This window comes from Chryseobacterium sp. PMSZPI (genome assembly GCF_002835665.1).
Classification (GTDB): Bacteria; Bacteroidota; Bacteroidia; order Flavobacteriales; family Weeksellaceae; genus Chryseobacterium.
The window spans coordinates 18,912-31,961 of sequence record NZ_PIZV01000074.1; the positions used below are offsets into that span (position 1 = coordinate 18,912).

The 13,050-nt window shown below is 35.0% G+C and carries 11 protein-coding genes; all 11 read left to right on the forward strand.

All coding sequences use genetic code 11. The features are described from left to right. Positions 1–142: 142 nt before the first annotated feature. The 11 genes from CW752_RS14980 to CW752_RS15030 all read left to right on the forward strand — a co-directional run bounded on the left by CW752_RS14980 (position 143) and on the right by CW752_RS15030 (position 13,028). The gene (locus tag CW752_RS14980; protein ID WP_101240509.1) at positions 143–1,366 is read left to right on the forward strand and encodes a PolC-type DNA polymerase III; all 1,224 of its coding nucleotides are present in this window, start codon (positions 143–145) and stop codon (positions 1,364–1,366) included. Positions 1,367–1,582: 216 nt separating this feature from the next. Continuing rightward, complete coding sequence (gene lysA / locus CW752_RS14985; RefSeq protein WP_185117647.1) at positions 1,583–2,782, forward strand: diaminopimelate decarboxylase; 1,200 nt, start codon at positions 1,583–1,585, stop codon at positions 2,780–2,782. 276 nt (positions 2,783–3,058) lie between these two features. Continuing rightward, positions 3,059–4,792: a thiamine pyrophosphate-dependent enzyme gene (locus CW752_RS14990; RefSeq protein WP_101240511.1), complete on the forward strand. Its 1,734-nt coding sequence runs from the start codon at positions 3,059–3,061 to the stop codon at positions 4,790–4,792. A gap of 155 nt (positions 4,793–4,947) precedes the next feature. Beyond that, positions 4,948–5,430, forward strand: coding sequence for a hypothetical protein (locus tag CW752_RS14995; protein ID WP_101240512.1), 483 nt, complete (start codon positions 4,948–4,950; stop codon positions 5,428–5,430). Positions 5,431–5,702: 272 nt separating this feature from the next. Then, positions 5,703–7,139, forward strand: a complete 1,437-nt coding sequence (gene miaB, locus CW752_RS15000) for a tRNA (N6-isopentenyl adenosine(37)-C2)-methylthiotransferase MiaB (protein ID WP_101240513.1) — start codon at positions 5,703–5,705, stop codon at positions 7,137–7,139. A gap of 14 nt (positions 7,140–7,153) precedes the next feature. Next, a complete protein-coding gene (locus CW752_RS15005) occupies positions 7,154–7,669 on the forward strand; it encodes a hypothetical protein (RefSeq protein WP_101240514.1) in 516 nt (171 codons plus the stop codon). Then, positions 7,641–8,438, forward strand: coding sequence for a tetratricopeptide repeat protein (locus tag CW752_RS15010; RefSeq protein ID WP_101240515.1), 798 nt, complete (start codon positions 7,641–7,643; stop codon positions 8,436–8,438). The genes CW752_RS15005 and CW752_RS15010 overlap by 29 nt, the downstream gene beginning before the upstream one ends. Before the next feature lie 33 nt (positions 8,439–8,471). Continuing rightward, positions 8,472–9,764: a sigma-54 interaction domain-containing protein gene (locus tag CW752_RS15015; protein WP_101240516.1), complete on the forward strand. Its 1,293-nt coding sequence runs from the start codon at positions 8,472–8,474 to the stop codon at positions 9,762–9,764. Between the two features lie 16 nt (positions 9,765–9,780). Next, positions 9,781–10,479 carry a hypothetical protein gene (locus CW752_RS15020; protein ID WP_101240517.1) on the forward strand — a complete coding sequence of 233 codons (699 nt, stop codon included), beginning with the start codon at positions 9,781–9,783 and terminating at the stop codon, positions 10,477–10,479. Further along, positions 10,469–11,023, forward strand: a complete 555-nt coding sequence (locus CW752_RS15025) for an LptE family protein (RefSeq protein ID WP_101240619.1) — start codon at positions 10,469–10,471, stop codon at positions 11,021–11,023. Before CW752_RS15020 ends, CW752_RS15025 begins: the two co-directional genes overlap by 11 nt. A gap of 1 nt (position 11,024) precedes the next feature. After that, the gene (locus CW752_RS15030) at positions 11,025–13,028 is read left to right on the forward strand and encodes a hypothetical protein (protein ID WP_101240518.1); all 2,004 of its coding nucleotides are present in this window, start codon (positions 11,025–11,027) and stop codon (positions 13,026–13,028) included. Positions 13,029–13,050 lie beyond the last annotated feature (22 nt).

Sequence of the window (13,050 nt, forward strand, 5' to 3'; positions counted from 1 at the left end):
TTGATATATTTTTTGTTATTTTAGCAGGTTATCTTTATTGAAGAGAATATCAAAGGTTCAACAAAATAAAGGGTGTTTTATTGGAGAAACCATAAAATCAAAGATTTATATAAATTTAAAAAAGCAGTTAACGAGAAATTAAATGTATTCAATTATAGATATAGAAAGTAATGGTGCAGGTTATAGGCATGAATGCATTATAGATATTGCCATCTACAAATATGATGGTCAGAAGATTACTGACCAGTTTATTTCTCTTGTAAATCCTGAGGGAGATATTACTCCTTTTGTACAAAAATTGACGAGCATTACCCCTAAAATGGTTAAAACAGCTCCTAAATTTCATGAAATTGCCCGCAGAGTTATTGAAATTACTGAAAATACGACGTTGGTAGGACATAATATTGAATTTGATTACAGAATGCTTCGCCAGTCTTTTAAAAGATTAGGGTATGAATTTAAAATCAATACTTTAGATACAATTCCGTTAGCCAAGAAACTGATTCCTGATGAAGTAAGTTACTCGTTAGGAAAACTGGTGAAATCATTGGGAATTCCTTTAACGAATCATCATAGAGCTGATGGTGATGCAAGGGCAACGTTGGAGTTGTTTAAATTATTGATTTCAAAAGATACTGCGAACGAGATTATCCAAAAACAGCATGAAGAAACCAATGCTAAAACATATATCAATAAAGTCAAAGAACTAACTCAGGATTTACCGAATGAAAAAGGATTTGTTTATTTTCAAAACGAAGACGGAAAGATTATTTTTTCAGATTATGTTCAGGATATCAACAAATTTTCCAAAAAGGTTTTCAATTCCAAATCAAAAAAATGGGAGCTGGTTCAGAAAGGAGTTGAACAGATTAACTTTGAGTTAACCGGAACGGATATTATAGCCAAATTAATTCTGAACTCTAAGAATATTAAAAAGAAAGAAATTCTGCCTTTTGGGCTTTATTTTAGAAACAATAAATACGTTGTGGAAAAAAATAAACTCAATAAGACAGAGAAACCGATTTTAAAGTTCAGATCATTCACTCAGGGAACAAAAGCTGTCCAGTTTATTGATTCTCAGGAAGAATTCAATGATGTTACTGTACTAAAGCAGAAAATAGAATTCAGAAAAAGAAATGAGCTTTGGCTGGGTGCCGGAAGAAAATTAGGCGAGAAATTATTTTTAATTATAGATAATGGGAAGGTGGTGTCCTTTGGATTCTATGAACTGTTTACCCAAATTCAGACGTTGAGTAAGCTTGCCAAGCTGAAAATTGATCTTCCTTTATCCTCTTCAGATTTGAATAATGAACTGCAATTGGCACTCCTTCGTGGTGATTTTGAGACCTTACCATTACCGAAGTAATCCAATCAATTTTCTTAGAATAAAAAAATAAATAGTATTTTTGCAAAAAATAAATAGAAGCAATGCAAATTTTTAAACAAATTAAAACTGGAAAAAAGGGAGCTGTAAAGTTCTCTAAGGTTTGGAATATTTAAAAGACTTGTCTTGCATAAAAAATAATCAATGTGGCAGGCTCTTTTTCTAAGAATCTGCCTTTTTTTATGTTAAAATGAAATTATGAATTCAAAAGAATTATTAAAGATTGCCAATGAGTTTGGCACCCCGGTGTATGTGTATGATGCAGAATCCATCAAAATTCAATACGAAAAACTTACATCTTCTTTTTTAAAACACACAAAGTTCTTCTATGCAGCGAAGGCGTTGACAAATATCAATATCCTTAAGTATGTCAAGAACCTGGGTGCTTCTTTGGATTGTGTATCTATTAATGAAGTTAAACTTGGATTAAAAGCAGGGTTTCCGAAAGAAAAAATACTTTTTACTCCAAATTGTGTTGACTTAGCTGAAATAGAGGAAGCAATGACTTTCGGAGTTCATATTAACATTGATAACATTTCTATTCTTGAGCAATTCGGGAATAAATATGGAAATTCTTACCCGATTTTTGTAAGAATCAACCCGCATATTTTTGCAGGAGGAAACTATAAAATTTCAACGGGACACATCGATAGTAAATTCGGTATCTCTATCCACCAGCTTCGTCACATCGAAAGAGTGATGAAGAGTACCAATGTAAATGTGGAAGGACTTCACATGCACACAGGAAGTGAAATCAAAGATCCTGAGGTATTCCTACAAACCTTAGATATTATGCTTGATCTTTCTGAGCATTTTCCTAATCTGAAATATCTGGATATGGGAAGTGGCTTTAAAATTCCTTATCAGGATAACGAAGAGGAAACAGACGTTAAAACACTGGGTAAAAGAGTGGAAAAAGTGTTGGCTGATTTTTCAAAATCAACAGGAAGAAAATTCGAATTGTGGTTTGAGCCTGGAAAGTTCTTGGTTGGGAAAAGCGGTTATCTTCTAGTGAAAGCCAATGTGATTAAGCAGACTACAGCTACTGTTTTTGTAGGAGTGAATTCCGGGTTTAATCATTTGATCCGTCCGATGTTCTATGATTCTTATCACATGATTGAAAACCTGTCTAATCCAAAAGGAGCGGAAAGGATTTATACCGTTGTAGGAAACATCTGTGAAACGGATACATTTGCCTGGGACAGAAAACTACATGAAGTAAGAGAAGGAGATATTCTTGCCTTCCATAATGCCGGAGCTTATGGTTTCGAAATGAGCTCAAACTTCAATTCAAGATTGAAACCTGCTGAGGTTTTGTTTTTAGATGGAAAAGCTCATCTGATTCGTAAAAGAGATGAATTTGAAGATTTATTGAGAAATCAGATTGAAGTGATTTAAATCAAAAATATAAAATGAGCGGCTGTCCTTTTGGGCGGCCGTTTTTGTTTCCACCCATAAGCTCGATAGTTTTAATTATGAACTTTGGTTTTTGATAACAAAGATTTTCGGTGGTAAACCTAACAGGGTTCCAAAACCTGTTAGGTTTAATGATAATAAATTACAAATTTTTAACATTTAAACTCTACGGAAGGATCGTTTAATTGGCTAAATTTGATAGAAATACAGGGTTTAATACCGTATTTTCTCCAAAAATAACGACAAAATCTATTAATTATGGCCAAAAATATAGCCGAGCAAATTGTTGAAATGCTTGAAAATGCCAATGTGAAAAGAATTTATGCAGTAACCGGCGACAGCCTTAACCATCTGAATATTGCTGTCAAAAAAAGTAGTATTGAATGGATCCATGTACGACATGAGGAAGTAGGAGCGTATGCTGCTGCTGCAGAAGCTGAACTAGATGGTTTTGCCGTATGTGCAGGAAGTTGTGGTCCCGGGCATGTACATTTGATTAACGGGGTATATGAAGCACATCGCTCTCATGTTCCAATGCTTGTGATTGCTTCTACAATTCCCAGTGAGGAGATGGGAATGGATTATTTCCAGGAAACGAATACAATAAAATTATTTGATGATTGTAGTCATTATAATCAAATGATTACGAGACCGGAGCAGGTGCAAAGAATTGTTCAAACAGCCATTCAGCATGCTATTTCTAAGAAAGGAGTTGCGGTGATTGGACTTCCCGGAGATGTTTCCGAATTGGATGCTGAGGAAGCAACTACTTCAGCTCAGATTTTTAAAACCAACCCTATTATAAGGCCTTCGGATGATGAACTTAAAAAGTTAGCAGATCTCATTAACGAAAATGAAAAAGTAACACTGTATTGTGGAATAGGAGCTACAGAAGCTAGAAATGAAGTGGTGCAATTGTCCCAGCTTCTAAAGGCTCCCGTAGGATATTCTTTTCGGGGGAAAATGGCAATTCAGCCCAATAATCCCAATGAAGTAGGTCTTACCGGGCTATTAGGATTCCCATCTGCTTATAATGCGATGCATGATGCTGATCTGGTTCTTCTCTTAGGAACGGATTTTCCTTATCAGAAATTTATGCCGCTAAAAAATAAGATTGTTCAGATTGATGAAAGTCCTGAGAGGTTAGGAAGAAGAGCTAAGTTGGAGTTGGGACTTACGGGAGATATCAAAGAAACAATTAAAGCCTTGCTGCCCTTATTGAAAGAAAAGACAAATGTTCACTTTTTGAATGAGCAATTGGAGTTTTATGAAAAAGTAAAAGAAAACCAGCTCACTTATGTAAACGATCCTGGCAAAGAAAATGCGATTCAGCCGGAATATGTTGCACACACTTTAGATAAGATTGCTAAAAAAGATGCGATTTTTACAGTAGATACAGGAATGTGTTGCGTGTGGGGTGCGAGATTTATTACAGGAACCGGAGAAAGAAAAATGCTAGGGTCATTCAATCACGGATCAATGGCAAATGCGATGCCGATGGCTATAGGAGCAGCTTTATCGCATCCTGACAAGCAAATCATTGCGATGTGCGGGGATGGTGGATTGTCTATGTTGTTGGGAGATATGGCTACCATTTTTCAGTATAAGCTTCCTGTAAAATTGATTGTTTTCAATAATAGAGCGCTGGGAATGGTGAAATTAGAAATGGAAGTGGGTGGTTTGCCGGATAACGAAACGGATATGATTAATCCGGATTTCGCTATGATTGCCCATGCTATGGGATATCCTGGTAAAAATGTTCATCTGCCTGAAGAAGTAGAAAGTGCCATTAAAGAATGTCTGGATCATAAGGGACCTTATCTTTTGAATATTTTTACCAATCCTAATGCATTAGCTCTTCCTCCTAAAATTGAATTTGACCAGGTGATAGGAATGACAAAGTCTATGGCGCAACTCATGCTGGGAGGTAAAATGGAAGAAGTTTTTGAAACGGTAAAATCAAATTATAAACATATTAAAGGGTTGTTATAAGATTATAGATTATGTGATAGGTGATTCTGAAAAGATATCAGAGGTTTGTCTTTAAAATTTCTTTAAAAATTTATGTTTTATGTGAAATTTTATTTTGATACGTGAAGCAAATATTTACCTTTGCCTGCTTTTTAATAATTAATACAAATTAAGTTATGAGAACTCTATTTTTATTTTTGGCTCTTTGTGTTGCAAATTTCTCGTTTGCTCAGGATCAGGAAGAAAGAGATGATTCTTTTATCAAAGAGAATAATAAAAATCTTTTAAAAATAGATATTAAAGAACCTTTTATGCAGGTGGCTGTTAATTGCAATAATTTTAAACCCGCAGCCTTTGAAGGGGGCGTTGCCACGTATAAAAATATATTGAACAAGTATATGCTTGCTTATCTGAATTCGGATTTCTATGCATTGGCTGGAGACTTTACCTTTACTTTAGCAGTTGATGCTAATGGGAAAGTAACGGGTATAACCGGTTCTCCCAAAGTTGAAAATAGTAAAGTTTTTTTTGATGATATGCAATATGTGGTAAGAAGGATTAAAAAGGACTGGATTCCTGCATCTTGTAATGGACAACCTGTTGCCTCACAGATAAAAGTTAAAATGAATTTCTCTTCTATAACAGCTGATATTGATTAGCAAATGGAAAAATAATTTCCATTTTTTTCTTATGTATTTTTTTAGTTGAAAACATTTTTTTTACCGAAAGAACTTAATTTTCAATCATAGAATTTCCAGATAGGCGAATGATTTTTGGAAAGCTTTTGTATTGTAAAGTTTTAAAAACATTCAAAAAAATAGCCCTGCCATTCTGTCACAATATTTTGTATCTTTGCAGACTCATCTGTTTGGAATTTAAATTCATGATGAAAATCCTGAAAAGGTAGATTCTAAACCTTAAATTGATTATCGTGCAAGAAAAATATATAGACGAAACTAAACAAGGAGAAGCTTTTGCTATTGCAGAAAGACCAGAGAATTCTAAAAAATTGTTTTTAGAAAGCTATGGTTGTCAGATGAATTTCTCTGATTCTGAAATTGTTGCTTCTATTCTTAACGAACAAGGGTATAATACAACGATGAAAGCTGAGGAAGCAGATCTTATCCTGTTAAACACCTGTTCTATTCGTGAAAAGGCAGAACAAACGGTAAGAATGCGTCTTTCCCAATTTAAAAACCTTAAGAAAGAAAAGCCAAACATGACGGTAGGAGTTCTGGGATGTATGGCGGAGCGACTAAAAACCAAATTTTTGGAAGAAGAACAATTGGTTGATCTTGTTGTTGGTCCGGATGCCTATAGAGACTTGCCAAATCTTTTGAAGGAAACAGATGATGGTAGAGATGCCATCAATGTAATTCTTTCTAAAGAAGAAACATATGCGGATATTAATCCGGTACGTTTGGGTGGAAACGGAGTTACTGCTTTTGTGACCATCACCAGAGGTTGTGATAATATGTGTACTTTTTGTGTAGTTCCGTTTACCAGAGGTAGAGAAAGAAGTCGTGATCCACACTCTATTATAGACGAATGTAAAGATCTTGCCAATAACGGATATAAAGAAATTACTCTTTTAGGACAAAACGTAGACTCCTACTTATGGTACGGAGGAGGTCCTAAAAAAGATTTTGCTAAAGCCTCTGAAATGCAGAAAGCCACAGCAGTTAACTTTGCTCAACTACTTGATTTGGTAGCTAAAGCAGTTCCTGAAATGAGAATCAGATTCTCAACTTCAAACCCGCAGGATATGAGTCTTGATGTATTCAGGATGATGGCAAAGCATGATAATATCTGTAAATATGTACACCTTCCTGTACAAAGTGGAAGCAATAATATGCTTGAAGCGATGAACAGACAGCATACTCGTGAAGAATATCTAGAGTTGATAAAAAAAGCGAAAGAAATTGTTCCTGAAGTAGCATTCTCACAAGATATGATTGTTGGGTTCTGCAACGAAACGGAGGAAGATCACCAAGATACATTAAGTTTGATGAGAGAAGTAGAATATGACTATGGTTATATGTTTGCTTACTCAGAAAGACCGGGAACACCTGCCCATAAAAAAATGGAAGATAATATTCCGGCTGATGTAAAGCAGAGACGTCTTGCTGAGGTGATTGCATTACAAGGAGAACTTTCAAGAAACAGAATGGAATCCTATGTAGGAAGAATGCATCAGATTTTAATTGAAGGAACTTCCAAAAAGAATGAAAACCAGTGGAAAGGAAGAAACTCTCAGAATGCCGTTTGTGTATTCGATAAATTGGAAGGACAGAAAATTGGTGACATTGTGGATGTTTTTGTTTATGACAACACCCAAGGCACGCTTTTAGGAAGGATTTCTGAATAATATAAAGTTTTGTTTTGATAAAAGCCATCTCTTTCCTTTGCCTTTTTTCTTTTGCTCTGATATCTTGTCAGACAGAAAGAATAAGTAAATACCCTAAGACGGTAGGAGATATTGAATTTGATACAACACAAGATGCTGCCGATTTTAAAAAATGTGGAAAAGCTAAAGATTGGCCGGTCAGTTTTCAATACTATCAAGGGGTAAAACAATTTGATTACAAAGGGGAAAAGATTGCAATTGTCGAAAAATTAAATAAAGAAAATATAGAGTCTGAAAAGAATATCAACGGTTATATTACTGTCAGATTTTTAGTAAATTGTGAAGGAAAGACGGGCCTATTTAGGCTTAAGCATATGAATTCAGAGTGGAAAGATGCCATGTTGGATCAGGAGCTTGAAAATAAATTATTACAATTTACCAAATCATTGGATGGTTGGAAACCAAAAGAGATAGAAGGTTTTAAAGTAGATTACTATCAGTATTTAACCTATAAAATTGAAAATGGAAAAGTTTCAGAGGTATTACCTTAGCTTTTTGTTACTTATAGTGTACACCAATACTATTGCACAAGTTAATTGTAATGCAATAGAGGGTGAGGACTGTAAAAAAGCTTGTGAACTATACAACTGGGCTTCCGACAGACAGGGTTCCGACGAATCTCAGGAAGGCTTTGATAAGGCAACCGAACTATGTCCGGATTTTGATAATGCCTACATGGAGAAAGCCGTTCCATACCTTAAAAACGGTGATTTTGTAACCTGGAAACTCCTGATTGATAAAGCTGTTGCTTTAGACCCTAAAATGCATCTTGGGTATAGAGGTTGGTGTAAATTCCAGTTTTTAAGAGATTATAAAGGAGCCATTCAGGATTTAGAAGAGCTTAAAAAATATTATCCGGAGGATTTAGGAAGATCTCTGAATGGAGATTATAACCTGGGCATAGTGAAAGCTATGTCTTATAGTGCTTTAGGGCAGAAAGAAAAAGCTGCAGGAATTATTGAGGATCTTTTGGCAACAAGAGGTTACGTAAAAGGGATGTTTGATCATTACCAGTTGGGAGTGACCTATTTCGAGCTGGGAAAATATGATAAAGCCCTTGAGAATTTTGAAAAACAAAGCAAAGAATACGACTTTGCTGAAAATATATACTTTAAAAGTAAAGTTTCTAAAATCAGAAACAAGGATTATTTGGATTTAAAAAAGTTAGCCCTGCAAACGTATGATGAGGGAAAGACAATGAAAGATGTCTACACCCATCATTTTAACAAGATCTACAGAAAACAGATTGAAGAATTGTAGATCAACATTAAATCAATAATCAAAAATTTACTTATGAGCAACGAATTACAAAGCATAAAAAACCGCTTCGGCATTATCGGAAATTTTCCCGCACTTAACAGGGCTTTAGAAAAAGCCATTCAGGTTGCCCCTACGGATATTTCCGTTTTGGTAATAGGAGAAAGTGGAGTAGGAAAAGAATTTATTCCGAAGATTATTCACTCCGAATCCAGAAGAAAGCATCAGCCCTATATTGTGGTTAACTGTGGTGCGATTCCCGAAGGGACTATAGATTCCGAATTATTTGGGCATGAAAAAGGAGCCTTTACCGGAGCTACAGCCACCAGAAAAGGATATTTTGAAGTAGCAGATGGAGGAACCATTTTTCTGGATGAGGTAGGAGAACTTCCATTACAGACACAGGTTCGTCTTTTAAGAGTATTGGAAAGTGGTGAATTTATGAAGGTAGGTTCATCACAGGTACAGAAGACCAATGTGAGAATTGTAGCGGCTACCAATGTGAATATGATGAAAGCAATCCATGACGGAAGATTTCGTGAAGATTTATATTACCGCTTGAATACCGTTCAGATTGATATGCCTCCTTTAAGAGATAGAAAGGGAGATATTCACTTGTTATTCAGAAAATTTGCAATAGATTTTGCAGAAAAATATAGAATGCCTGAATTGGAATTAGAGCCTAGTGCAGTGCATTATATTGAAAATTATTCATTTCCGGGGAACGTTCGTCAGCTAAGGAACCTTGTTGAGCAAATGACCGTAGTGGAAAGAAACAGAAATATTACAGCTGAAAAATTAGCGGAATATATTCCGATGGAAACCCATCTTCCTATGGTTGTCAATACGCAAAATACTCCAAAACAAAATGATTTTGGAAGCGAGCGGGAAATCATGTATAAAATTCTCTTTGATATGCGTAACGATATTAATGATTTAAAATCCTTAACTTCGGAATTAATAAAGAACAGAGGAGCAGGAGATCTAAGCATTCATGAGAAAAATCTGATCAACAGGATTTATACTCCTGAAAGTCAGCCACAGGCTAATCAGGGATCTTTATTGTATTTTGAGAATAAAAATAATGAGGTGCCGGTTGTTCAGACCCCTACGATTATCTCAACTCCGGAAGATACTTATGAGGACATTGAAGATATTGAAGTTGAAGAAAACCGACCGGAATCTCTCTCGCTTCAAAATAACGAAAAGGATTTGATTATAAAGGCGTTAGAAAAGCATAAGGGTAGGAGAAATAGAGCAGCGGATGAGCTGGGGATTTCTCAAAGAACTTTATATAGAAAAATAAAACAATATAACTTAGAAGACTAACACAGTAACTAAAATAATGGAAATAAATTTAACACCTAAGCCAATCAATTTTAAACTTGGAGAATATATTAATAAAGGTTTCGAATTTTTAAAGAAAGACTTCGGAAACATTTTTGTAGCATTTTTACTATGCTGTATTATGTCTATTATTCCTTTTTGTTCTGCATTAGCAATGGGAAATTTATATAAATACCTACATAAACGTGCCAGAAATCAGGCTGCAAGTCCCGGAGAAATTTTTGATTTTAAAGATTTTATGCCTTATTTTATTTTACAGCTTATTATTTTGGGTGGTGTATTAGTGCTTTATATTCCATTAGTTATTCTGCTTGTTTTGACTATGCCTAATAGTGATCAACCCAATCCAATGGTGACGGTTTTTATGTTTCCTTATATGTTTTTAATAATGGTAGCAATCTATTATTTTGTATTGAAAGCATTTTATATTGTTCCACTGATTAGTTTGAAAGGAATTAAAGATATCAAAACGGCCTGGAATATTTCAAAAGTGATGACGAAAGGGAACTTATTGTCAATTTTTCTTTTTTCATTTGTTGTAGGTCTTCTTGCTCAGATTGGTATCATTGCTTGTGGAATTGGGATTTTACTTACTTTCCCGTTTTTATATACAGCGAATTATTTTGCTTATGAAGATGCAATTCAACAAATTGAGTATGATGAAATTACTGAAATCGGAATTAACAATGAATTATAAAATTAAAAATATAACCCTGAGAAAATCTATACTGACGGTGATGCTCTTTGCTTTGCTTGGAGTATTACATTCATGCTACAGTTTTACTCAGGGAGGAGCTCTTACAGATGAAAAAACCATTCAGATTAATGAGTTCCCGAATAATGCCCCTCTTGTAAACCCTGCATTGTCACAACAGTTCTCTACAGATATTCAAAACCGTTTTTTGCAGCGAACAACATTGAAAGGGACCAAAGAAAATCCGGATCTTCTGATAGAAGGAGAAATCACGGATTATGCGGTTACACCGACTACGATTAGTTCCAATACACAACCTAACCCTGCAGGAGGTGTGATCCAACAGTCTCAGAATAAACTTACAATTACAGTAAAGGTGCATTACGAGAATAAGCTGCACCCGGATGCAAGTTTTGACAGAACGTATTCGGATGAAGCTGCTTTCAGCAGTAATTTATCACAAAGTGATATCGAAAGTTCACAAGTGAAAATTGTTACTGAAAGGATTATTAACAAGATATTTAACGACATTGTAGCGAATTGGTAAGATGAATCCAAGAGTTTTAGAATTATTAAAAAATCCGAAAAATATTCTTTCAGAAGATCTTAATCTTTTGAAAGAAGAGATTCACGCTTTTCCCTATATTCAAAATATTAGGGCACTTCATTTATATGGAGTACATCTGTATGATAAAGAAAATTATCAGAAAGAGCTTTCTACGACAGCAGCTTACACTACAGATAAAAAGATTCTTTATCAGCTGATCAATGGAGTGATAAAAAGACAGCCGGAGCCTGAAATAGGAGGAGAAAAACAATCTTCAAAACAATCTGACAAACCACGATATGCTTATAAAGGGTTTCCCATCAAAAGAGAGGCTGCTCCTGAAAAAGAAATAGAAAAGGCGGAAGCTTGTATTTTACCCACTTCACTAGAAACTAAACCTGTTTTTGTAAATGGGGAACGCAATAGAATTCTATTTGAAGGGGAAGAAAATTTTCTTGATGAAGTCAATCCGGAAAAAATAGATATTGAATCTACTTTGGAATCCGGAACGTTGGTAATCCAAAAACAAGAAACGTTAATATCTGAGCCTGTTAAGGAGGAAGAAGAAACAGAACAGGTAGAAATAGAAGAAAGAACGGGCGAAAGTTTTAGTCCTGAAACGATTATTAATGAAGATGAAATTACTTCAGAAGCTGTAGAAGAAAAAGTTGATAAAGCTGAAAACATAAGTTTTCACGAAACAGAAGCTTTATTGCCGGAAATTAATGTTGAAGAAGAAGTAAATAAAGTTTCAGAGGAAATAGAAAGTGTAGATGGTAACAATGAAATTTCCAATCCCGAAGAAACACCAGTTGAGCCTGATGCAGAACTCAGTTTCCATGGGTCGGAAGCCTTTTTGCCTGATGTTAAAATTCAACCGAATAATGAAGAAGTTATTGATGTAACGGAATCTTCTCAACCAAATGTAAATAAACATGAGGAAGAGATGAGACGTCTGATTCAGGAGGTTGAAAAGAAAATGAAGGAGACTAAACCTGATGTTGATGAATCAAAAGAAGAACCGGAAGTTCCTTCAGATCATGAAATAAGCTTTGCTGAAACTCAAAGTTTCCATTTTTGGTCTACAGAAAAAGAAGAAACTCCAAAAGTTGAAGATATAAAGGCTGAACCATCAGAAACGGTAGCTACAGAAGTTCAAGAACCGATAGTAGAGACCATGGTTGAAATTACAGCAGCTCAAGAAGAGGCACCTGTTGAAGAATCTGCGTGGAAGCCAATGAGTTTTGAGTCTAATATGCCTGATTCTTTAATCAGTAAACCTGAAAAACTTGCTGAACCTAAGGTTGTCGTTCCAATACAAGAAGAAACTACAATAGCTGAAACAGAAGATAAAAATACTGAAACAGCAATTGAGGAAGTTGAACATCACATAGAAGACTCTTCTGAAGAGTTTTTGCCAATTAAAGAGGACGTAACACCTGAAGAGACAAAAGAATCTTCAGAAAGCATAGAAAACAAACCTGATGTAGCTATTCCTAATGAAGAGGAAGCTCGGGTAATGAATGTATCGTTCTTTGGTACTGATATTTCTAGTTTGAAGGTTGAAAAAGAAAAGGAAGAAAATAAAGAAGTACCCCAAAAAGAAGAAACAATGCAAAGAGCAGTGGTGAATACTACGACTCAATCTTCTACAGATAGTAATGTCCCGGGTTTTATCAATACCTGGCAAAGCTGGCTAAAGATCGACAGAACCGAAGAAACCGAAAAAGAGAAATCGGAAATTAAGGAAAAAGCAATTGAAACCTTTATTGAAAATAATCCTCGAATCAGCCAACTTAAAGAAGAGAGTACATACGTGGTAAAAGAAAAGAATGATGATATCTCACACTTGATGACAGAGACATTGGCTAATCTTTACTTTGAACAAAAATTATATACTAAAGCAATAAAAGCATACGAAATACTGATTAGAAAAAGCCCTGAGAAAAAAGAGCATTTCGAAGCCAGAATTAAAGAAATAAAAGACTTTAGAAGTAAAAATTAATAAAAAGGGGCTGTCTAAAAAG

Bases quoted from the DNA above. Each gene is read 5' to 3' on its own strand.
- CW752_RS15025 (WP_101240619.1), top strand. From the start codon at position 10,469: ATGAATTATAAAATTAAAAATATAACCCTGAGAAAATCTATACTGACG.
- CW752_RS14980 (WP_101240509.1), top strand. From the start codon at position 143: ATGTATTCAATTATAGATATAGAAAGTAATGGTGCAGGTTATAGGCAT.
- CW752_RS15030 (WP_101240518.1), top strand. From the start codon at position 11,025: ATGAATCCAAGAGTTTTAGAATTATTAAAAAATCCGAAAAATATTCTT.
- CW752_RS15015 (WP_101240516.1), top strand. From the start codon at position 8,472: ATGAGCAACGAATTACAAAGCATAAAAAACCGCTTCGGCATTATCGGA.
- CW752_RS15010 (WP_101240515.1), top strand. From the start codon at position 7,641: ATGGAAAAGTTTCAGAGGTATTACCTTAGCTTTTTGTTACTTATAGTG.
- lysA (WP_185117647.1), top strand. From the start codon at position 1,583: ATGAATTCAAAAGAATTATTAAAGATTGCCAATGAGTTTGGCACCCCG.
- CW752_RS14995 (WP_101240512.1), top strand. From the start codon at position 4,948: ATGAGAACTCTATTTTTATTTTTGGCTCTTTGTGTTGCAAATTTCTCG.
- CW752_RS15020 (WP_101240517.1), top strand. From the start codon at position 9,781: ATGGAAATAAATTTAACACCTAAGCCAATCAATTTTAAACTTGGAGAA.
- CW752_RS14990 (WP_101240511.1), top strand. From the start codon at position 3,059: ATGGCCAAAAATATAGCCGAGCAAATTGTTGAAATGCTTGAAAATGCC.